Here is a 21,760-nt window from a genome sequence, read left to right as displayed (position 1 = left end):
CACCTTGTACGCAAGATGGTCACCGTGTCAGCAGGCCGCCATCGCATGCGTTCGAAACTCCACCTAGCAGCCGCCGCCGCGACGGCGACGGTGCTCGTCGTCACGACCGGTGTGTGGTTCGGCTATCGGGAGTTGATCCAGCCCGACTGCTCGGGCGAGATCCGGCTCGCTGTGGCGGTCGCCTCCGAGCTGGCCCCCGCTGTGGACGCCGCCGCGTCGCAGTGGGTCAAGGACGGCGCCGCGGTAGGCCCCACCTGCATCCGGGTGGACGTCTCCGCCTCCGACCCGGTGGACGTGGCCGCGGTGGTGGCGGCGAAGCACGGTGCGGTCCTGGCCGGTGTGGGGCAGGCCAGCGGCACCGCCGTCAGCCCTGACGTCTGGGTGCCTGACTCCTCGACCTGGTTGCTGCGCTTGAAGAAGGACGCGACGGCGTTCGCTCCGACCAACGGCGCGTCCATCGCGCGCAGCCCCATCGTCGTGGCGATGCCCGAGCCGATCGCGACCCGGCTCGGCTGGCCGGACAAGAAGTTCAACTGGACCGACCTGCTCAAGCAGGTCAACAACACGAGCGCGCCGCTGCGGACCGGGATCGTCGAGCCGACCCGGGACGCGGCAGGCCTGTCCGGCCTGATGTCGCTCACGGCGGCAGCCAACGGCGCTGGCGGAGCCGACGCCCAGCGCAACACCGTCGGCGCGCTCCGCGCACTGGCCACCGGGCGCTCCTCGCTCCGCAACGACCTGCTGGCCCGCTTCCCGACCGCCAACGACGCGACCTCCATCGCCAGCGGTCTCGGCGCGGCGGCCCTGTCCGAAGAAGACGTGATCGCCTACAACAGCAAGAAGCCACCGGTGCCGCTCGCCGCGCTCTACATGGAGCCGGCGCCGATGCCGCTGGACTACCCGTACGCGGTGCTGCCCGGCATCGAGCCGAGCAAGGCGTCGGCGGCCCGGGTGCTGTTCGAGCTGCTCACCAGCCCCACCTTCCGCAACCGGCTCGCCGCGCAGTCGCTGCGCGCGCCGGACGGCAACTGGGGTGAGGGCTTCAAGGCGCCGCAGGGTGCCCCCAGCCCGTCCGGCGGCGCGCCGACCGCACCGGCCAACGGTGGCACCGCCGCGGGTGGCCTCGACCCGGCTGCGATCCAGCGGGTCGTCTCCAGCTGGTCGATCGCCACCCAGTCCGGTCGGATGCTGGCCGTCATCGACGTCTCCGGCTCGATGAAGGAGCCGGTGCCCTCCGCCAGCAACCGGAGCCGGGAGGAGGTCACCGTGGACGCGGCACGCCGCGGCCTCGGCCTCTTCGACGACTCCTGGTCGATCGGCCTGTGGACCTTCTCCACGAAGCTGGTCGGCAACCGGGACTACCGACAGCTGATCCCGATCGGACCGCTCTCCGGTCAGCGGGCCCAGCTGGAGGGGGCGCTCGCCACCATCAAGCCCTCCAGCGGCGACACCGGCCTCTACGACACGATGCTGGCCGCGTACCAGGCCGTGCAGGAGGACTGGCAGCCCGGCCGGGTCAACTCGATCGTGCTGTTCACCGATGGCAAGAACGAGGACGACAACGGCCTCAACCAGCAGCAGCTGCTCGCCAAGCTCAAGGAAATCGCCGACCCGGAGCGGCCGGTCCAGGTCATCATGATCGGCATCGGCGAGGGCGTCAGCAAGGCCGAGCTGGAGTCGATCACGAAGGTGACCGGCGGCGACGTCTTCGTCACCAAGGACCCGAGCGAGATCGGCAGCATCTTCCTCAGCGCCATCGCCCGGCGTCCGCCGGCACCGCGCTGATCCGGCGCTCAGACGCCAGCGGGCCTGCCGTACCTTCGATCCGGTGTGGCAGGCCCTTTTTGGCCACCGTGTTGAAGAAAAGTGACGGCAATACGTCCGAAGCAATCGGCCGTCATAGTTGTCAAGGCAGGATGTCGACTGTTCCGGCATAGTCGGTCCGCCTCCGGACCGACCCGTCGGCCGGGGCCATCCTGAACAGAGTGGGAGGGCCGGTGACCGCAGCGACACTGTTGACCCCCGCCACGTCGGCGGGGCCGAAAGGCCGTCCTGCTGGTCTGGTGGCGCGCGCTGACGAACGGTCCTACGTCCGGGTTCTGGTGGTGCTGGACACCACCATCCTCATCATCGCGCTGCTCGTCGGCTACGTCACCCGCTTCGGCGACGACGAGCCGACCGGCTCGGACGTCCCGTACGTGTTGGTCGCCCCCGGGTTGGTGCTGGCCTGGCTGATCTCGCTCAAGTTTCTCGGCTGCTACGACGACCGGGTGATCGGCTACGGGGCGGACGAGTACCGGCGGGTCAGCTCCGCCAGTCTGCGCCTGGCCGGTGCGATCGCCATCGTCGGCTACATCGCCGATTTCGGCGTGTCCCGGGGTTTCCTCGGAATCTCCTTCGCCGTGGGCACCGTCGGGCTGGAGGTGGCGCGGTTCGCCGCCCGTAAGCGCCTGCACCGGGCCCGCTCGCTGGGCGCCGGGTGGTCCCGCAAGGTGCTGGTGGTCGGCGACACCGCCCACGTGTTGGAGTTGGTGCACACGTTGCGCCGCGAGCCGTACGCCGGTTACCAGGTGGTCGGGGCGTGCATCCCGGACGCGTTGCTCGCACCGGTGGCGCAGAGGTTGGGCGACGTGCCGGTGGTGGGGTCCTTCCGGGGCATCCCGGAGGCGGCCACCGCGATCGGCGCGGACACCGTCGCGGTGACCGCGTCGGGCGAGCTGACCGCGACCCGACTGCGTCGCCTCGGCTGGCAGCTGGAGGGGACCGGCGTCGACCTGGTCGTGGCGCCCGCGCTGACCGACGTCGCAGGCCCGCGGATCCACACCCGCCCGGTCGCCGGCCTGCCGCTGATCCACGTCGAGGCCCCCGAGTTCCGCGGGGCGCGCAAGCTGGTGAAGGGTCTCGTCGACCGGTCCGTCTCGTCGTTGGCGTTGGCGCTGCTGCTGCCGCTGATCGCGTTCATCGCCCTGGCCATCAAGGTGGACAGTCGGGGTCCGGTGCTGTTCCGGCAGGTCCGCGTCGGCCGGGGCGGGCAGGAGTTCGGCGTGTTCAAGTTCCGCACCATGGTGGTCAACGCCGACGCCATGCTCGCCGAGCTGACCGCTCGCAACGAGACCGACGGCCTGATGTTCAAGATGCGCCACGATCCCCGGGTCACCCGGGTGGGCCGGTTGCTGCGCAAGTGGTCCCTGGACGAGCTGCCGCAGCTCGTCAACGTGCTGTTGGGTCAGATGAGCATGGTCGGGCCCCGCCCGCCGCTGCCCTCGGAGGTGGCCCGCTACGACGGCGACGTGGCCCGGCGGCTGCTGGTCAAGCCGGGCATGACCGGCCTCTGGCAGGTCAGCGGTCGCTCGGATCTGAGCTGGGAGGACGGCATCCGGCTCGATCTCTACTACGTGGAGAACTGGTCCCTCGCCGCCGACCTCACCATCCTCTGGAAGACCTTCGGAGCGGTGCTGAACGGCCGCGGGGCGTACTGACCGCGCCGGTCACGGTTGCGGGCCGTACCAGTCCAGGCAGACGACCACCGCGTCGTCGACCAGGTCACCGGCCACGAACGCGCGCAGGTCACCGATCAGCGACCGGACGGCGTCCAGTGGCGCCATCGGCCCCGTCCGGCGCAGGAACCGGTCCAGTGCCGTCTCGCCGTAGCGCATGTGCTGCCCGGTGGCCTCCAGCACTCCGTCGCTGACGACGAAGAGCCGGTCGTCGCGCTCCAGCGGGAACTTCTGCTCGTGGTAGTCGGTCGCCTCGAACATGCCGAGCGGGAACTGCGCCTCCAGGGGCTGCTCGGTGACGTCCCCGCCGCGCAGCAGGACCAGTCGGGGTGAGCCCGCGTCGACGACGGCCATCGTCCCGGAGCGAAGGTCCAGCTCCATCAGCAACGCGGAGAGGTGTTGCTCCCCCCGGTGCAGGTCGTAGATGGCCTGGTCGGCGAGGGCGGCCTGGTCGGCCAGGCTCAGCCCGGCCCGGCGCGCGTTGCGCAGCGCATGGGTGGCCAACGAGGTGAGCAGGGAGGCGGCGACGCCCTCACCGGTGCCGTTGATGGTGGCCAGCCAGAGCCGCTCTCCGTCGTCGGACCAGTCGAAGCTGTCGCCGCGCACCGTGTACGCCGGCTCCAACTGCCCGGCCAGGCTGAACGAGGGTCGGATCCGGCTGCGGCCGGGAAGCAGGTCCCACTGCATCTCGGCGGCCAGGGTGAGGCGCTGGCTGCGCCGCGCCGCCCGGTAGACGTCGGTGCCGGCGGATACCGCCGCCACCTCGTGGGCGAGCGCCGTGGCGATCTCGGCGAGCGCGGCGAGGACGTCCGGGTCGTCCGGGACGGGCGACAGGCACAGCACCCCCCGGCGCTCGCCACGCATGCTGACCGGGAACCACCCGTTGCCGTCGGTGAGTATCGGTGACTGGTGGTCGAAGGCCCGCCAGGCGGGGTGCCCGGGGCTGTCGATCGGCTCACCGTCGCCGAGCGGCAGGAGCTCCGCGAGCCGGTAGTCGACCTGGTACAGCTCGACGTCGGTGATCCCGTACGACCGGCCGAGCACCTCGCCGACGCCAATGACGAGCCGGTCGGCCGGTGTCTGGTTCAGGGCGCGCCGTGCCTGACTGACCGGTTCGCTCATCGTCGCTCCCTTGCTAAAGCTCGACCACCAGCGGGTTCGGAGTATTCTCGGCCCACCATGGCCGATGTGAGCGGTCCGACGGACCCCGAGACGAGTATGGCTGCCGCGCTGGACGCGGTGGCCGCAAGCCTGCTGGGCATCTGGGAATCTGCCCGGGAGGGGACCGCCAGTCGTGTCTCCGGCGCCCAGCTACGGGCCGTGATGGTGGTGGAACAGTCCGACGGGATCAACCTGCGTCGGCTCGCCACCCAGCTCGACATGCTGCTCAGCTCCGCCAGTCGCCTCTGCGACCGGCTGGTCGCCGCCGGCATGCTGGAGCGCGAGCCGGGCCGCTTCGACCGGCGGGAGATCTCGCTGCACCTCACCCCGGAGGCCCGCCGGCTCCTCGCCGAGCTGCGGGCGGATCGTCAGGAACAGCTCGGGGCCGTGCTGGCGGGGATGAGCCCGGAGGGTCGCGACGCGCTGCTGCGCGGGATGCGGGAATTCGACGAGGTCGGTCGCCGCCAGCAGGCGCACGCCACGTCGGCACTGGGTGAGCCGGCGGAGCAGGAGGGTTGGCCGGGCCCGGACCGGCCAGGTGGCCGGTCTCTGCCCACTGATCCGGGCCTGCAGACCCGTGGGGCCTGGGCAGGCTCGTCGGGGGACCAGGAACGCTCGGTCGGCCCCACCCGGGACTGGCCGGCCGGCGGCCCACCGGTGGCGCGAACCGCCTGATCGCGCCGCTGCGGGCGGGGGTGGCCGTGAGCGTGTCGCGCACATTCCGGCCGGACCCACTCACGCCGGCACCGACGCACAGACGGCCAGCATCGCGACGTCGTCGTGGGCCTGCCCGTCCAACCAGTCGTCGACCGCCCCGAGCACCCGGTCGATCAGCGCCGCCGGCGGCTGCCCGGCCGCCGCCGCGACCGCCGCACGCAGCCGGGCCTCACCGAACATCACCCCGTCGCGGGGCCCGCGCGCCTCGGTCACCCCATCGGTGTACGCCAGCAGCAGGTCGCCCGGGTCGAGGTGCACCCGGGTCTCGGCGAACCGTGGGGCCGTCAGCGCCCCGACCGGCATGCCACCGACCGGGACCGGGGTGACAGTGCCGTCCGTGGTGACCAGCAGCGGTGCCGGGTGGCCCCCGCCGGCGATCCGGATGTCCACCCCGTCGGGCCCGCGCTGGAGGGAACCGAGCAGCAGAGTGGTGAGCTGGCTGCGCCGCGCAGCGTCCGGCGCATCGAACAACGCCCGGTTGAGCAGGTCGATCAGCTCCAGCGGGCGCTGCTCGACAAGCCGCAGCGTCTGCAACGACTGGCGGACCCGGCCGGTCAGCACGGCTGCGCCCACGCCCCTGCCGCACACGTCGCCGAGCGCGAACAGGGCGCCGCGCGGGTGCGGGAACACCTCGTAGAAGTCGCCTCCGATGCGCAGGCTGTCTCCGGCGGCCCGGTAGCCGCCGGCCAGGGTCACGCCGGGCACTGAGGGCAGCTCGGGCGGAAGCAGGCTGGCCTGCAGGACCCGGGCCAGATGGGCCTGCTCGCCATGGAGGTCGGCCGTGGCCAGCGCGGCACCCGCCCGGGCGGCGAACTCCCGGGCAAGCTCGATGTCGCGCGGGTCGAAGTCGGCCCGCCCGGCCCGTCGGACGAGCAGCAGAGCGCCGACCGACCCTTCGGCGCCGAGCATCGGGCTGACCAGCACCATGCCGGGGTGGCCGAACCCGGGCGGCAGCATGGCGGCCAGGTCGGCGAGCTCGGTGTCGCGCCAACGGCTCGGCTCGGTGAGGTCGCCGGTCAGCGCCTCGGCGAGCCCGGGCACGGTGTCGGTCAGCGTCGCCGGGGCCAGCCCGCTGACCGGGGCGGGCTCGCCGTCGGCGTACCGGATCCAGCGGGCTTGCGGCTCGGCCGGCGCGGCCGGTCGGGGCAGGGCCACGGCGACGTCGGCCAGGTAGGGAACCGCGAGGGTGGTGGTTGCCAGGAGCACCTGGTCCCGGTGCAGGGACAGCCCGAGCCGGCTGCCGGCCTGGGCGAGGAAGGCGGTGCGGGAGCGTTCGGCGAGCAGGGCGTCGGCGCGGGCGTGCTCCTCGGTGGCGTCGCGCACGTACCACGCGAAGCGGGAGCCGGCGAGCTGTCGCCGGGCACCGCGCAGTCGTCGGCCGCGGTGGTCGGCGTCGAAGCGGTCGGCGTCGCTGGCGACCGCCCGGGCCAGGGCCGCCACCGGGCAGCGGGACAGCTCGGTGCCGACGGTGATCTCTGGGAGCAGCTCCGCCGCCATGGCGTTGAGCAGGGTGACCCGGCCGGTCTCGTCCGTCGTGAGGACTGCCTCGGCGAGACCGTCGAGCAGCTCGCGGGCCAACGGCGGGTCGGCTGGCAGCGGAGTGCCGCCGGGTCGCCGGGTCGTGGTCACCGCCGCACGCCGGCTCGCGTCTGACGACTCGTGCGCATGCTGCTTCTCGACTCCTCACACGGCATCGTTGCTGAGGGGCAAGGATACCGATCCGCACCAACAGACGCCCAGCGCGCAGTGTCGATCAGCCGGAGCGGGCCAGCCACCCGGCGGGCTGGGCGACGATCCGGCGGACCACCGAGCCGGCGGCACCCACCGCGGCGGCCTCCGCGCCGAGCGTCGACGGCCGGACCGTGACCGGCGACCAGGCGGCGGTCAGCACCCGGCTGGCGATCTCGGCGAGCACGGGAGGGCACAGCCAGGGCGCGAGCGCCGCGTACCCGCCGCCGAGCACCACGGTGTCCAGGTCGAGCAGGTTCACGACGCCGGCCACCGCGACGCCGAGCGCCGTCCCGGCGTCGTGCAGCGCCCTGAGCGCGTCGGCGTCGCCGGCCTCGGCCAGCTCGGCCAGCCGCACCGTCGCGGTGTCCGCCGGAAGCTCCGCCCGGGCCAGCCCGGCAGCGGTCACGATCGCCTCCTGGCCGGCGTACTGCTCCAGGCAGCCCTGCCCGCCGCAGCGGCACGGACGGCCCTCGGGGTGGACCGGAAGGTGCCCGATCTCACCGCTCCAACCGCGCACGCCGCGGAACAGCGCCCCGTCCAGCACGATGCCGGCGCCGATGCCCACCTCTCCGGAGATGTGCAGGAAGCTGGACGGGCCGGGTGGCCGGGAGTGCAGCTCACCGAGCGCGGCGAGGTTGGCCTCGTTGTCCACGACCAGGACGGGCACGCCGGGCACCTGCTCGACCAGCGGCGGATGCTCGGCGAGCAGTGCGGGGACGGGCACGTCGCGCCAGCCGAGGTTGGGCGCGAGCCGGACCATCCCGGCGTCGTCCACCAGGCCGGGCACCGCGAGCGCGGCCCCGACCAGGGTGAGGCCCCGCTCGGTGGCGTCGTCGCGGGCCGCCACGGCCATCTCGACCAGCTGGGCCAGCGCGTCGGCGGGGGCCACCGGGCGCAGGTCGGCCCGGTGCACGGTGCGATGGCGGACCTGGCCGGCGAGGTCCACCACGCACACCGCCAGGTAGTCGACGTTGACCTCCAGGCCGAGCCCGGCCGGCCCCTGGTCGGCCAGGACCAGCCCGCGTGCCGGACGGCCGGCGCCGGAGCGGGGCGCCGGGTCGGATTCGCTGACCAGGTGGCCGGCGAGCAGGTCCTCGACCACCGCGGAGACGGTGGCCCTGGTCAGGCCGGTCGCGGTTGCCAGGTCGGCCCGGGACGGAGGACGGTGGGCTGCGGCGATGCGGCCGAGCACCAGGGCGAGGTTGAGCTCGCGCAGACTGCCCTGACGGACTGCGCCGGCCGGGGCGTGGGTGAGGCTCACCCCTTGACAGTGCCATAGGGCGAGCAAATAATTCAATGGCTGAACAAATAGCGGACAACACCACCACCCGGAGGTCGCTCATGGCACCCCGTCCCACTCCCGCCGACAAGTTCTCCTTCGGGCTCTGGACCGTCGGATGGCAGGCCCGCGACCCGTTCGGTGACGCGACGCGCCCCGAGCTCGACGCGGTCGAGGCGGTGCACCGGCTCGCCGAGCTGGGCGCGTACGGCATCACCTTCCACGACGACGACCTGATCCCGTTCGGCGCCGACGCCGCCACCCGTGACCAGCACATCGCCCGGTTCCGCAAGGCTCTCGACGAGACCGGCCTCGTGGTTCCCATGGTCACCACCAACCTCTTCACCCACCCGATCTTCAAGGACGGCGGTTTCACCAGCAACGACCGCGACGTCCGCCGGTACGCGCTGCGCAAGGTGCTGCGCAACGTCGACCTGGCCGCCGAGCTGGGCGCGAGCACCTTCGTCATGTGGGGTGGCCGCGAGGGCTCCGAGTACGACGTCGCCAAGGACGTCCGCGCCGCGCTGGACCGCTACCGCGAGGCGGTGGACCTGCTCACCCAGTACGTCATCGACAAGGGCTACAACCTGCGGTTCGCCCTGGAGCCCAAGCCCAACGAGCCGCGCGGCGACATCCTGTTGCCGACCATCGGGCACGCGCTCGGTTTCATCTCCCAGCTGGCGCACCCGGAGATGGTCGGCCTCAACCCGGAGGTCGGTCACGAGCAGATGGCCGGGCTCAACTACGCCCACGGCATCGCCCAGGCGCTCTGGCAGGGCAAGCTGTTCCACCTGGACCTCAACGGCCAGCGTGGCATCAAGTACGACCAGGACCTGGTCTTCGGTCACGGTGACCTGATGAACGCGTTCGCCCTGGTGGACCTCCTGGAGAACGGCGGCCCGAACGGCGGGCCGACCTACGACGGCCCCCGGCACTTCGACTACAAGCCCTCCCGCACCGAGGACATGGACGGTGTCTGGGCCTCGGCCGCCGCCAACATGAGCACCTACCTGCTGCTCAAGGAGCGGGCAGCGGCGTTCCGCGCCGACCCCGAGGTCGTCGAGGCACTTGCCGCCAGCAAGGTCGGCGAGCTGAACACGCCGACGCTCGGCGCGGGCGAGAGCTACGACGAGTTCCTGGCCGACCGGTCCGCGTTCGAGGATGTCGACGTCGACGCGGTGGCCGCCCGGGGCTACGCCTTCGTCCGGCTCAACCAGCTCGCCGTCGAGCACCTGCTCGGCGCCCGCTGAGGCCCCGCCATGCCGTTGGTCGCAGGCGTCGACTCGTCCACCCAGTCCTGCAAGGTGGTCATCCGGGACGCGGAGACCGGTGCCCTGCTCCGGCAGGGCCGGGCGCCGCACCCGGATGGCACCGAGGTCGACCCGGAAGCCTGGTGGCAGGCACTGCGTAGTGCCTGCCACCAGGCCGGTGGGCTGGCCGACGTGGCCGCGATCTCGGTCGCCGGCCAGCAGCACGGCATGGTGTGCCTCGACGAGGACGGCCGGGTGGTCCGCCCGGCGCTGCTGTGGAACGACACCCGATCCGCCGACGCCGCCGCCGACCTCGTCGAGGAGGCCGGCGGCGGCGCGGCCGGGCGTCGGTTCTGGGCCGAGGCCACCGGAAGCGTGCCGGTGGCCAGCTTCACCCTCACCAAGCTGCGCTGGCTGGCCACACACGAGCCGGAGCGGGCAGCCCAGGTGGCGGCCGTCTGCCTGCCGCACGACTGGCTGACCTGGCGGCTGGCCGGCGCACCGGGGCTGGACGCGCTGCGTACCGACCGGGGTGACGCCAGCGGCACCAGCTACTGGTCGCCGGCCACCGGGCAATACCGACTGGACCTGCTGGAGCGGGGCTTCGGCCGGCGGTTGGTGCTGCCCGAGGTGCTCGGTCCGGCGGAGTCGGCGGGAAAGCTGTCCGACGTGCTGGGTGGGCCGGGCGGCGCGCTGCTCGGCGCGGGCACCGGGGACAACGCAGCCGCCGCGCTCGGCGTCGGCGCCGGGCCCGGTGACGTGATCGTCTCGATCGGCACCTCCGGCACCGTGTTCAGCGTCGCCGACGTGCCGGCCGCCGACGAGAGCGGTGCGGTGGCGGGCTTCGCCGACGCGTCCGGTCGCTTCCTGCCGCTGGTCGCCACGCTCAACGCGGCCCGGGTGCTGGATGCCGCCGCCGCGATGCTCGGGGCCAGCCTGGACGAGCTGGCCGAGCTGGCGCTCTCCGCGCCAGCCGGCGCGGACGGGCTGGTCATGGTGCCCTACCTGGAGGGTGAGCGAACGCCGAACCGTCCGCTCGCCACCGGCGCTGTGCACGGCCTGACCCTGCGCACGTCGACCCCCGCGCACCTGGCCCGGGCCGCCGTGGAGGGCATGCTCTGCGCCCTCGCCGACGGCCTGGACGCGCTGACCGCGCAGGGTGCCACCGCCCGCCGGGTCATCCTGGTCGGCGGCGGAGCCAGGTCGGCCGCGGTCCGCCGGATCGCGCCGCAGGTCTTCGGCTGCCCGGTCGTCGTCCCGCCCGCCGGGGAGTACGTCGCCGACGGCGCCGCCCGGCAGGCCGCCTGGGTCGCCCTGGGCGGTCCCACGCCGCCGGTCTGGGCGGTCGAGGGCACCGAGGAGTACGCCGCCGAGCCCGTCCCCGCGGTGCGTGAGCAGTACGCCGCGGCTCGCGGACTGGTTCTCGACCGGCGCTGACCGTCGGGATCGACGCGGGTGGGTGCCGGTCGACGGTGACCGGCACCCACCCACGTGACGACCTCCTCGACGGAGTCTGGTTGGCTGCCGGTCATGACGGTGACCAGTGGCGGGCCCGGCCAGGGGCGGGCGCAGTCCGGCCCCCGCCCGACTGGCCGGGGCGGTGGCCCGGCACACCGGCTGTACAGCGTCGTGGTGTTCGTGCTGCTCGCCTCCCTGGACAACGTGGCGATCGGGCTGGTGCCGCCGCTGTACGGCCCGATCTCCGACGCGTTCGGCGTGTCGGGGCGGCTGCTCGGTCTGGTCACCGCGGTCAGCTTCCTGGTCAGCGCCGTGGCGGCGGTCGGCTGGGCGTACGTCGGCGACCGGACCAACCGCAAGCCGCTGCTCATGGTGGGCACGCTGCTCTGGGCGGCGGGCACCGGCGGCAGCGCGCTCGCCGGCGGCTACCTCACGTTCCTCGCCGCACAACTGGTCGCGGCGGTCGGCCTCGGTGCGGTCGGCTCGGTCGGCTTCTCGGTGGTCACCGACCTGATCTCACCGACCCGGCGGGGGTTGGTGATGAGCTTCTGGGGGCTGTCCCAGGGGATCGGCACCCTGGCCGGCACGCTCCTCGGCGGGCTGCTCGGGGCGGCTGACTGGCGGCGACCGTTCCTGCTCCTGACCGGCGTCGGCCTGGCGGCCACCCTCGCGTACCTGTTCACGTACGACGTCCGCCGTGGCCAGAGCGAGCCGGAACTGGCCGGCAGGCTGGACGCCGGCGCCGAGTACGACTATCGGATCAGCCGCGCCGACCTACCGCGCATCCTGGCCCGACGGACCAACCGGTGGCTGATCCTGCAGGGCCTTACCGCGCAGGCCGCCTTCGGCTCGCTGGTCTGGCTGCCGGTGCTCTTCGCCGAACGGGCCGAGGCCCAGGGATATTCGACGTCGACAGCTGTGGTGGTGGGCAGCGTCTTCGCCACACTGTTCCAGCTCGGCGGGGTGCTCTCCATTGTGGGCGGCCTGATCGGCGACGCGGCGCAGCGGCGTACGCCGAGAGGGCGGGCCCTGGTCGCCGCGGTCGGCATCCTCGCGGCGCTGCCGTTCTACCTGGTGTTGTTCTTCGTCCCGGTGACCATCGACGTGCCGGACGGCGCGAGTGGCGGCGCGGTCGTCGGCGCGGTGCTGGCCAGCGTCTTCACCGAGCCGTCGGTGGGGCTGAGCCTGCTCACCGCGATCGTCGCGCTCGCGCTGACCTCGGCCAACTCGCCGAACTGGTTCGCGCTGATCGCCGACGTCAACCCACCCGAGCACCGAGGCACGGTCTACAGCCTGGGCAACCTGGTCAACGGGGTTGGTCGCGCGGCCGGCAACGGGCTGGTCGGGGTGGCGTTCCAGGGGCTGCGAGCGGCATTCCCGCCGCCGTTGAACTTCGCCGTCGGGTTGGCGGCGTTCCAGCTCTTCTTCATCCCCACCGGTGTCATGTACTGGCTCGCCTCGCGGACCTCACCCGAGGACATCGACAACGTGCACGACCTGCTGCACACCCGCGCCGACCGCCTCTGAGCCGCGTGCGCCGCCCCCACCCCACCGCCCGCCCCGCCCGCACGCCCGCCCTGATCCGCGCAACATCTCCGAAAGTGCTGCCTCAGTCGAGCGTGAGGGGCCAACATCCCTGATGTTGGCCCCTCACGGACTGGGGTCAGGGTCAGCGCAGCCAGACCGTCACGTCGGTTGGGACCGCGTTGTCGTCGTTCAGGGGTGCGCTGGTGGCTAGCACCTCGGCACCGGTCGGCAGCGGCACCGGGGCCGCACCGAAGTTGGTCAGCACGGTCAGCTCACCGTTGCGGAAGATCAGCGTCTCGTCGCCCGAGGACACCCACTCCAGGGTGCCGCGACCCAGCCCGTGCTCGCGGCGCAGCCGCAGCGCCGCGCGGTACAGCTCGTACGTGGAGCCGGGCACGTCGCGCTGGCGGTCCAACGCGTACTCCGCCCAGAGCGCGGGCTGCGGCAACCAGCTCGCGTCGGTCGGCCCGAAACCGTACGACGGGGCGTCGGCCTCCCACGGAATCGGCACCCGGCAGCCGTCCCGGCCACGCTGGGTGTGCCCGCTGCGCTCCCAGGTCGGGTCCTGCCGGGCCTCGTCGGGCAGCGTGGTGTGCTCGGGCAGCCCCAGCTCCTCGCCCTGGTAGAGGTACGCCGAGCCAGGCAGGGCGAGCATCAGCAGGGTGGCTGCCCGGGCCCGGCGCAGGCCGAGGGCCGCGTCCGGCTGCGGGTCGCCGATGCCGATGCCGTTGGGCCGGCCGCCGCCCACCGGCAGGCCGAGCCGGGAGGCGTGCCGCACCACGTCGTGGTTGGACAGCACCCAGGTGGTCGGCGCGCCGACCGAGTCGGTCGCCTCCAACGAGCGGGTGATCACCGCGTACTGGGCCGGTGCGGTCCACGCGGCCAGCAGGTACTCGAAGTTGAACGCCTGGTGCATCTCGTCCGGGCGGACGTAGCGGGCCAGCCGCTCGGCCGGCTCCACCCACGCCTCGGCGACGAGCACCCGCTCGCCCGGGTAGCTGTCCAGGACCTGCCGCCACTGCCGGTAGATCTCGTGCACGCCGTCCTGGTCCCACATCGGCGGGCGCGGCTTGTCGATCTCGTTGCCGGAGAGAATCTCCTGCGGCTCCTGCCAGTCGGCCAGGTCGGCCTGCTTGATCAGGCCGTGTGCCACGTCGACCCGGAAGCCGTCCACCCCGCGGTCCAGCCAAAACCGCAGGACGTCCAGGAACTCCGCGTGGACCTCCGGGTTGTCCCAGTTGAGGTCCGGCTGGCCGGTGTCGAACAGGTGCAGGTACCACTGGCCGGGTTTGCCGTCCGGGTCGACCGTCCGGGTCCAGGCCGGGCCGCCGAAGACGCTCTGCCAGTCGTTCGGCGGCTGGTCACCGGTCGGGCCGAGGCCGTCCCGGAAGATGTACCTGGCCCGCTCCGGGCTGCCGGGCGCGGCGGGTAGGGCGGCCTGGAACCAGCGGTGCGCGGAAGAGGTGTGGTTCGGCACCAGGTCCACGATCACCCGCAGGCTGCGGGACCGGGCCTCGGCGATCAGCTTGTCCGCGTCGGCGAGGGTGCCGAACAGCGGGTCGATGTCGCGGTAGTCGGCCACGTCGTAGCCGGCGTCGGCCTGCGGCGACGGGTAGAACGGGGAGAGCCACACCGCGTCCACGCCCAGCTCGACGAGGTGGTCGAGGCGGGCGGTGATGCCGGGTAGGTCACCGATGCCGTCCCCGTCCGAGTCGGCGAACGAGCGGGGATAGATCTGGTAGATGGTCGCCTCGGTCCACCAGCCGGTGATCGGGTGACCGGAGGGGGTCTGCTGCGTCGGATCGGTGTTCAGAGTCTTCTCCCGTGTCGAGCTGTGGGTGGACTGCCGGCGGTGCTCCTGCCGGCCGCATCGCCGCCAGCCGCCGGCCGGCGGCGATGGTTGAAGTTCTTCAGTTTGCCCGGGGTGGTGCGGTCGAGTCCCGGACCACCAGCCGAGTGGGCAGGATCACCGGCGTGGCGCCGTCGGTGCCCTGGTGACCCACGAGGGGGCCCGGAGGTCGGGCTTCGAGCGGGTCGAGCAACATCCGTGCGGCCAGTCTGCCCTGCTCGGCGGCGGGTTGGGCGATGGTGCTGAGCCCGAGCACGCCGGCCAGGTCGTGGTCGTCGATGCCGATGACGCTGACGTCCTGCGGCACCCGCAGTCCGGCGTCGCGCAGCGCGGTCATCGCGCCCATCGCCATCTCGTCGCAGGCGGCGACGATCGCGGTCGGCGGCTCGCCGCGGGCCAGCAGCTCCTCGGTGGCCCGGGTGCCGCCGTCGATGGTGAACGTGGATTCGACGTCCAGGGTCGGGTCGAGCCGCAGACCGGCGGCGCGCAGTGCCGCCTGGTAGCCCCGGCGGCGGTCGAGGTGGGTGGTGAAGGCCAGCTCGTCGTCCGGGTCACCGGAGATGTGCGCGATGCGGTGGTGCCCGAGGTCGAGCAGGTGCCGGGTGGCGGCCCGGGCGGCGGCCACGTCGTCGATGCGGACGCAGGGCCAGTTGGGCACCCTGCTTCCCGAGCTGATGGTCACCCCGGGGAGTTCCAGGGCGGCCAGCGCGGTCATATCGGCCGGCCGCAGTGGCGTGGCGACCAGCATGATGGCGTCGACCCGCTTGTGCAGGTTGGCCGTACGCAGGACCCGCTGGCGGACCTGCTCCCGGCCGCCCAGGTTGTAGAGCAGCAGATCGTAGCCGGACTCGTGGAGGTATTCCTCGACCGCCTCGACGATGGTGCTGAAGAACCAGCGGGTGATTCGGGGGACCACCACCGCGACCGTGCCGGTCCGGCCCCCGGCCAGCCGGGACGCGCTCGGTGAGACCTCGTAGTCGAGCTGCTCGGCGGCGGCGAGCACCCGGCGTCGGGTGGCGGCCGAGACCGTCGGCAACCCGCGCAGGGCCCGCGAGACGGTGGCCGTGGACACTCCGGCCAGCCGGGCCACATCATCAATCCTCGTCACGGTTCCCCCGCTCGGTGCCCGGAGCGCCCGCCGCCGCCCGAGGGGCCAGGCGGCGGCGGGCAAGCGGGTCAGCCCTTGACGCTGCCGGCGAGCAGACCTCGCACGAAGAAGCGCTGCAGGGACAGGAAAACAATGAGCGGTACGACGATGGAGACGAACGCGCCGGCGGTGAGGCGCTGCCACTCGTTGCCCCGGGTGCCGGCCATCTCGGCGAGCCGGACGGTGAGCGGGGCTGTCTCGTTGCCGCCGCCGGCGAAGATCAGCGCGACCAGCAGGTCGTTCCAGACCCAGAGGAACTGGAAGATACCGAACGCCGCGAGTGCCGGGGTGATCAGCGGCAGCACGATGGTGCGGAAGATCTTCGGGTGGGTGGCCCCGTCGACGCGGGCCGCCTCCATCAGGTCACCCGGCAGTTGCGAGATGAAGTTGTGCAGCAGGAAGACGGCGAACGGAAGCGCGAAGCAGGTGTGCGCGAACCACACCTGGGCGAACTTCTGCTCGTCGACCAGGTCCCAGGCCGGCATCAGGGTGACGCCGCCGAGGCTGACCCCGGTGGAGAAGAACCTCAGCAGCGGCACCAGGGCCATCTGCAGCGGCACGATCTGCAACGCGAAGATCGCGATGTAGACCCAGTCCCGGCCGCGGAAGTTGATCCAGGCCAGCGCGTACGCGGCCAGGCAGGCGAAGGCGAGCGGGAAGAGCACCGACGGGATGGTGATCGCCAGGGAGTTGATGAAGGACCCGGCGAGCTGCCCGGAGGACGACGACCGCCCGAACAGGACCTGCTCGTAGTTCTCGAACGTGAACTGCGGGTTGGTGAAGGCCGTCCACCAGCCGCTGGTCTTGATCTCGTCTTCCGGTCGGAGCGAGGAGACGAGCAGGCCGAAGGTCGGAATGGTCCAGACCACCGCGATGATGACTGAGACGAGGGTGGCGGTGCGGCTGTTCAGCCGCTTGCGGACCCGTCCGGCAGTGGTGGTCGGGGTGCCGTCGGTCTTCTGGGTGCCAGCGGCGACAGTTGGCGTTGCGGTGGTCATCTCAGCCCTCCCGCTGTTGACGGAGGTTACGGATCTGGTAGATCACGACCGGGATGACCAGGATGAAGAGGAAGACCGCGAGCGCGGAACCCCGCCCGTTCTCGCTGTACCGGAACGCCTGGTTGTACATCTCGTTGGCGATCACGCTGGTGTCGTAGTTGCCGTTCGTCGAGGTCCGGACGATGTCGAAGACCTTGAGCGTGGCGATCGTGAGGGTCACCATCACGACGATCAGCGCCGGTCGGATGCTCGGCATGGTGATCCGCCAGAACATCTGCCACGGGCTGACCCCGTCGAGCCGGGCGGCCTCCACGATGTCGCCGGGGATCGCCTTGATCGCGGCGGAGAGCACCACCATGGCGAAACCGGCCTGGATCCAGATCATGATGACGATCAGCAGCAGCGTGTTCAGGGGCGATTCGAGCAGCCACTGCTTGGGCTCGCCGCCGAGGCTGACCACGATCTGGTTGAGCAGGCCGATCTGGTCGCCCTCACCACGGTAGGCGTAGACGAACTTCCAGATGATGCTGGCGCCCACGAAGGAGATGGCCATCGGCAGGAAGATCAGTGACTTGGCCACGGACTCGAACCGGGCCTTGTCCACGAGTACGGCGTAGATGAGGCCGAACCCGGTCGCCACCAGGGGGACCAGGAGCACCCAGATCAGGGTGTTGATCAGGACCCGGACGATCGCGTCGTCGGAGAACATCCAGCCGAAGTTGTCCAACCCCACCCACTCGGTGCTGTCCCTGTTCATCAAGGAGAGCACCGTGGTGCGGATGGCTGGCACGACCAGGCCGATGGTGAGCAGCAGCAGCGTCGGCAGCAGGAAGAAGAGCGCGAAGAGCCCCTCCCGCGGCTTGGTTCGGCGGGGGAGTGGAGCTCCACTCGCCGAGGCGGCGACGAGTTGTGCCTCCCGTCGCCGGGCGAACCAGGCCGGCACCACGTCGAGCAGCAGGAGCAGACCGCCCACCACCACGACGAAGGCGACCAGCCCGTACATCAGCATGAGGAGCTTCGGCTGCTGATCGGCGAAGTCGAACTCCATCAACCCTCCCTCTCGGGTCCACCGCAGTCGGTGGCCCGGCCCGCGGTCACGGGCCGGGCCACCGCCGGGATCACTTAGGCCAGCTGCTCTCGATGCCCTGGAGCACCGGGGCGGTCGCCTTGCCGTTCAGCCACTCGACCATGCCCTTCCAGAACGTTCCCGCGCCGACGGCTGCCGGCATCAGGTCGGAACCGTCGAAGCGGAAGGTGCCGCTCTTGTCCTGGAGGATCTGGACGGAGAGCTTGTCGATCGGGCTGGCCACGTTGGCGATGTCCAGCTTGTTGTTCGCCGTGACCCAGTTGCCGAGCTTCGCGCGGCTGTTGACGTACTCGGCCGAAGCCAGGTAGGTCTGCACCGCCTGGACCTCGGGACGGTCGGCGTAGCCGACGACGAACTCGCCCGCGCCCAGCACCGGCTTGCCCTTGGCGGGGTCGATGGCCGGGAAGTAGAAGGCGAACGCGTCGCCGTCCGCAGCCACCTTGGTGCCCTCGGGGAACTGGTTGGCGTAGAACGACGCCTGCCGGTGCATCGCGCACTTGCCGTTGGTGACCGGCACGCCCGCCTCCTGGAAGGAGGTGGTGGTGATGCTCTTGACGCCGCCGAAGCCGCCGTTCATGTACTTGTCGTTCTTGAGGATGGTGCCGGCGCGGTCGACCGCGTCGACGATCTTCGGGTCGTTGAACGGGATCCCGTGGGTGGTCCACTGGTCGTAGACCTCGGGGCCCTGGGTCCGCAGGATCACGTCTTCGATCCAGTCGGTGGCCGGCCAGCCGGTGGCGTCACCGGACTCGACGCCCGCGCACCACGGCTTCATGCCACTGGCGGCGATCTTGTCGCTCAGGGCGATGAGCTGGTCCCAGGTGGTCGGAACCTCCCAGCCCTTCTCCTTGAACGTCTTCGGCGAGTACCACACGAAGGACTTCACGTTGGCGCCGAGCGGCACGCCGTAGAGCGTCCCGTTGACGGTGCCGTACTTCAGCCAGTCGGCCGGCATGTTCTGCTCGGCGAGGGCCTTGGTGTCAGCGCTCAGGGACTTCAGCTTGCCGGCGTCCGCGAAACGCTTCACGAGGCCGGGCTGCGGCACGAAGGCGATGTCGGGGGCGTTGCCGCCGTCGACCCGGACCGGGAGCTGCGCCTCGAACTCGCCGCTGCCCTCGTAGTCGATCTCGATGCCGGTGCACTTGGTGAAGTCCGACCAGGAGCGCTCGAGCAGGTCCGCCTCGGCGTCACGGATGGACGCGTAGATCGAGACCTTCTTGCCGTCGTGGCCCTCGTACTTGTCGTATGCGGCGCACTCCGCGGAGCCCGCGTTGTTGCTCTTCTTGTCGTCGCCGGTACCGCAGGCGGTGGCGCTGAGCGCCAGCCCGAGTACGCCGGCGATCACGAAGGCCTGGCGTGGTCTGGTAAAGACCGCCATGCCGTCCTCCTTCCTAGCCGGCGCGGTCGTGCTGGTGACCCGTCGCCGGTCCGATTGGGCGTGCACACATGTAAGCGCTTGCATCCGGTCCGGTCCACCCCCTGTCAGACACGAGCGAGTAACAATCCGGAAACCTGCGGGCTGCCTCGTGGGCGCGCTCCCGGGGTGAATCCCCGACTCTTTCGAAGATTGACGATATCTGTCAGGCTAGGGCCACCCCATCGAAGGTTTTCGACATAGGAGGAGCTGTATGCGAAAGCGGTGGATCAGCCTGCTGGTGGCGGGTGTGCTCGTCGGAGGAGTCCTGGCACCGGCCAGCCCGGCGCTGGCCGCGCCGACCTTCAAGGTGCCGTTCCCGTGCGGCCAGTCCTGGTCCGGGCAGACCCGATCGGGTCACAGCCCGGCGAACGCCGTCGACTTCAACCGCACCGACGATCAGGGCGACCCGGTGGTGGCGAGCGCGCCCGGCACCGTCGACCGCGTGACCGACCTCGGTGGCACCAGCTACGGCAAATACGTCCGGATCAACCACGGGGGCGGTTACAGCACCTACTACGCCCACCTCAACGGCTTCAACGTCTCCGTCGGGCAGACGGTCGGCTACGGCAAGGTGCTCGGCTGGGTCGGCACCACCGGCGGGTCGACCGGCCCGCACCTGCACTACGAGCAGCGCCTCGACGGCGCCGACATCAAGGTGCGCTTCAACGGCACCCTCGCGCTGTACTGGGGCACCAAGACCTACACCAGCAACAACGGGTGCTCCTCGGGCGGCGGCAACGGCACTGTCGACACCAGCGGCACCCCGCTGACCGTCCGCTCCGGCCCCGGCACCGGGTACGCCTCGGTGGGCACTGTCGCCGACGGCACGCGGGTGACCATCGCCTGCCAGACCAGCGGCACCACGGTCACCGGCACGTACGGCACCAGCTCGATCTGGGACCGGATCGGCAGCGGCCGGTTCATCGCCGACGCGTACGTGTACACCGGGTCCGACGGATACATCCCCGGCGTGCCCCGCTGCTGACCCGGGGACGGCCACGGTCCCCGGCGGGCGCCGCCGTCGGGGACCGGTCAGGTCAGGAGTTCAGCTGCCAGATCGACAGGTTCAGGGCGGCGGCGAAGGTGACCCAGGCCCAGTAGGGCAGCAGCAGCGCCGCCGCCACCCGCGACACCCTGGCGAACAGCACCACGGTGAGCCCGATCGCCAACCACATCACCACGATCTCGGCGAACGCCAGCCCGTACTGCCCCGCGCCGAAGAACAGCGGGGTCCAGATGGCGTTGAGCACCAGTTGGGCGGTCCACGCCCAGAGGGCGGGGCCGAAGCCGACCCGCTGCCACACCAGCCAGGCGGCCACCGCGATCAGTGCGTAGAGCAGCGACCAGACCGGGCCGAACAGCCATGAGGGCGGTGCCCAGCTGGGCTGCTGGAGGCTCGCGTACTCGCCGGTGGTGCCCTGCACCCCCAGACCGCCGATCGCGGCCGCGACGAAGACGGCCGCCGCGAAGCCCACGAGAGCCCACCACCGCCGCCGGCCGGAGGTCCTCGACGCGTCCTGGGATGTCTCCATGGTCGAGATAATTTCCATCCAGCGTCAGGTCAAACCGGCGGTAGGGCGCACAAGACATCCGGCACCGTCATCAGGGGGTGGGAGCGCCCACAAGAAAGCGCCGGGATTGCCCCGGCCGGTGCTCCTGTCGGGAGGACGGAGCTCCGGTCGCGGCGACCCCGGCGGGTCCCGGTTTTTTTAGGAGTTACGCACGCTAATTGAAGATGCTGACACCACCCGGGCCGACCAACAGCCCGACAACGATGAGGACGATGCCCCACAGGATCTGCCGGCGGAACAGCGCGAGGATGCCGGCGACCACGAGTACGACTGCGAGAATCCAGAGAATCAGCTCCATGACCTCTGACTACCCGACTGGCCGATCGGGGAAACCTGGTCGGTGTCGAGTTGATCGCCGACGTGGAAGACGCTGTACGCCTGCTTGATCACCGGGTGGGCGACGTTGCGGACGCGTACGCCGCCGGGGGTCGTGCCGCGCTCGGTGCCGGCGTGCGCGTGCCCGTGCAGGGCCAGCGCCGTGGGTGCCGAGTCGATCGCCTGCCCCAACTGGTACGAGCCGAGGAACGGGTAGATCTCCAGCGGTTCACCAGCCAGCGTGTCCGGCACCGGGGAGTAGTGGGTGAGCGCGACCAGCATGTCGCAGTCCAGCGAACGGAGCGCCGTGCCGAGAGCCTCGGCGCTCTCGTTGGTGGTCCGGACGAACGCCTTCATCTCCGGCTCGCCGAAGTCGCTGGCGCACCGCCCGGCGAACCCGCCGCCGAAGCCCTTGACGCCGGCGATGCCGAGCCGACCGCCCGCGCAGTCCAGCACGACGCCGTTGCCTTCCAGCACGGTGATGCCCGCGTCCTCGAGGACCTTCACCACCTGCGGCACCTGGTCACACTGGTGGTCGTGGTTGCCCAGCACGGTCACCACCGGCACGGCCAACCCACCGAACTCCTCCGCCACGCAGCGCGCCTCGGCCTCGGTGCCGTGCCGGGTCAGGTCCCCGGCCAGCAGCAGCACGTCAGCGCACTCCGGCAACTCCTCCAACGCGGGACGGAACCGGCCGACCACGTCCTCGTCCAGATGTACGTCGCCCACGGCGGCGATCCGGATCACCATGGAACC

At 71.5% G+C, this 21,760-nt stretch carries 18 protein-coding genes; 7 read left to right on the top strand and 11 right to left on the bottom strand.

All coding sequences use genetic code 11. The features are described from left to right. Positions 1–24: 24 nt before the first annotated feature. Both GA0070619_RS22350 and GA0070619_RS22345 read left to right on the top strand, forming a co-directional pair. Positions 25–1,785 carry a substrate-binding domain-containing protein gene (locus tag GA0070619_RS22350; RefSeq protein ID WP_088951979.1) on the top strand — a complete coding sequence of 587 codons (1,761 nt, stop codon included), beginning with the start codon at positions 25–27 and terminating at the stop codon, positions 1,783–1,785. 212 nt (positions 1,786–1,997) lie between these two features. Further along, the gene (locus GA0070619_RS22345; protein ID WP_088951978.1) at positions 1,998–3,479 is read left to right on the top strand and encodes a sugar transferase; all 1,482 of its coding nucleotides are present in this window, start codon (positions 1,998–2,000) and stop codon (positions 3,477–3,479) included. 9 nt (positions 3,480–3,488) lie between these two features. On the opposite strand, the gene GA0070619_RS22340 is transcribed toward GA0070619_RS22345, so the two are convergent. Next, on the bottom strand, positions 3,489–4,619 hold the full coding sequence (locus tag GA0070619_RS22340; protein ID WP_088949860.1) for a PP2C family protein-serine/threonine phosphatase: 1,131 nt from the start codon (positions 4,617–4,619) through the stop codon (positions 3,489–3,491). Positions 4,620–4,685: 66 nt separating this feature from the next. On the opposite strand from GA0070619_RS22340, the gene GA0070619_RS22335 reads away from it, so the two are divergent. Beyond that, positions 4,686–5,333, top strand: coding sequence for a MarR family winged helix-turn-helix transcriptional regulator (locus GA0070619_RS22335; protein ID WP_231927130.1), 648 nt, complete (start codon positions 4,686–4,688; stop codon positions 5,331–5,333). A gap of 60 nt (positions 5,334–5,393) precedes the next feature. On the opposite strand, the gene GA0070619_RS22330 is transcribed toward GA0070619_RS22335, so the two are convergent. Continuing rightward, a complete protein-coding gene (locus GA0070619_RS22330) occupies positions 5,394–7,004 on the bottom strand; it encodes a PP2C family protein-serine/threonine phosphatase (RefSeq protein ID WP_172862097.1) in 1,611 nt (536 codons plus the stop codon). 124 nt (positions 7,005–7,128) lie between these two features. Beyond that, positions 7,129–8,367 (bottom strand): ROK family transcriptional regulator, encoded by a 1,239-nt coding sequence (locus GA0070619_RS22325; RefSeq protein WP_172862096.1) that lies wholly within the window; start codon positions 8,365–8,367, stop codon positions 7,129–7,131. Positions 8,368–8,447: 80 nt separating this feature from the next. On the opposite strand from GA0070619_RS22325, the gene xylA reads away from it, so the two are divergent. The 3 genes from xylA to GA0070619_RS22310 all read left to right on the top strand — a co-directional run bounded on the left by xylA (position 8,448) and on the right by GA0070619_RS22310 (position 12,620). Continuing rightward, positions 8,448–9,635: a xylose isomerase gene (gene xylA / locus GA0070619_RS22320; protein ID WP_088949857.1), complete on the top strand. Its 1,188-nt coding sequence runs from the start codon at positions 8,448–8,450 to the stop codon at positions 9,633–9,635. A 9-nt stretch (positions 9,636–9,644) separates the two neighbouring features. Then, positions 9,645–11,072 carry a xylulokinase gene (gene xylB / locus GA0070619_RS22315; protein ID WP_088949856.1) on the top strand — a complete coding sequence of 476 codons (1,428 nt, stop codon included), beginning with the start codon at positions 9,645–9,647 and terminating at the stop codon, positions 11,070–11,072. Between the two features lie 93 nt (positions 11,073–11,165). After that, the gene (locus GA0070619_RS22310) at positions 11,166–12,620 is read left to right on the top strand and encodes an MFS transporter (protein WP_231927129.1); all 1,455 of its coding nucleotides are present in this window, start codon (positions 11,166–11,168) and stop codon (positions 12,618–12,620) included. 142 nt (positions 12,621–12,762) lie between these two features. Here the strand turns inward: GA0070619_RS22310 and GA0070619_RS22305 are convergent, their stop codons facing one another. From GA0070619_RS22305 to GA0070619_RS22285, 5 genes are all read right to left on the bottom strand, one after another. After that, positions 12,763–14,433 carry a glycoside hydrolase family 13 protein gene (locus GA0070619_RS22305; RefSeq protein ID WP_088949855.1) on the bottom strand — a complete coding sequence of 557 codons (1,671 nt, stop codon included), beginning with the start codon at positions 14,431–14,433 and terminating at the stop codon, positions 12,763–12,765. A gap of 97 nt (positions 14,434–14,530) precedes the next feature. After that, entirely contained in the window at positions 14,531–15,577 is a 1,047-nt protein-coding gene (locus GA0070619_RS22300; protein ID WP_088949854.1) for a LacI family DNA-binding transcriptional regulator, read from the bottom strand. A 68-nt stretch (positions 15,578–15,645) separates the two neighbouring features. After that, complete coding sequence (locus GA0070619_RS22295) at positions 15,646–16,614, bottom strand: carbohydrate ABC transporter permease (protein WP_088949853.1); 969 nt, start codon at positions 16,612–16,614, stop codon at positions 15,646–15,648. 1 nt (position 16,615) lies between these two features. Further along, the gene (locus GA0070619_RS22290) at positions 16,616–17,662 is read right to left on the bottom strand and encodes a carbohydrate ABC transporter permease (RefSeq protein WP_088949852.1); all 1,047 of its coding nucleotides are present in this window, start codon (positions 17,660–17,662) and stop codon (positions 16,616–16,618) included. A gap of 70 nt (positions 17,663–17,732) precedes the next feature. Further along, positions 17,733–19,079 (bottom strand): ABC transporter substrate-binding protein, encoded by a 1,347-nt coding sequence (locus tag GA0070619_RS22285; protein ID WP_088949851.1) that lies wholly within the window; start codon positions 19,077–19,079, stop codon positions 17,733–17,735. A 250-nt stretch (positions 19,080–19,329) separates the two neighbouring features. Here GA0070619_RS22285 and GA0070619_RS22280 point away from each other — a divergent pair, with 250 nt between their 5' ends. Next, positions 19,330–20,103, top strand: a complete 774-nt coding sequence (locus GA0070619_RS22280; protein WP_088949850.1) for a M23 family metallopeptidase — start codon at positions 19,330–19,332, stop codon at positions 20,101–20,103. A gap of 52 nt (positions 20,104–20,155) precedes the next feature. On the opposite strand, the gene GA0070619_RS22275 is transcribed toward GA0070619_RS22280, so the two are convergent. The 3 genes from GA0070619_RS22275 to GA0070619_RS22270 all read right to left on the bottom strand — a co-directional run bounded on the left by GA0070619_RS22275 (position 20,156) and on the right by GA0070619_RS22270 (position 21,754). After that, the gene (locus GA0070619_RS22275) at positions 20,156–20,650 is read right to left on the bottom strand and encodes a TspO/MBR family protein (protein WP_088949849.1); all 495 of its coding nucleotides are present in this window, start codon (positions 20,648–20,650) and stop codon (positions 20,156–20,158) included. Positions 20,651–20,843: 193 nt separating this feature from the next. Further along, positions 20,844–20,987, bottom strand: coding sequence for a GPGG-motif small membrane protein (locus tag GA0070619_RS32865; protein WP_007464364.1), 144 nt, complete (start codon positions 20,985–20,987; stop codon positions 20,844–20,846). Then, entirely contained in the window at positions 20,978–21,754 is a 777-nt protein-coding gene (locus GA0070619_RS22270; protein WP_088949848.1) for a metallophosphoesterase family protein, read from the bottom strand. The genes GA0070619_RS32865 and GA0070619_RS22270 overlap by 10 nt, the downstream gene beginning before the upstream one ends. Between the last annotated feature and the right edge of the window lie 6 nt (positions 21,755–21,760).

The organism is Micromonospora zamorensis, from assembly GCF_900090275.1.
GTDB lineage: Bacteria > Actinomycetota > Actinomycetes > Mycobacteriales > Micromonosporaceae > Micromonospora > Micromonospora zamorensis.
Note: the sequence above shows the minus strand (reverse complement) of the source record. Positions and strands in the feature narration are given on the sequence as shown.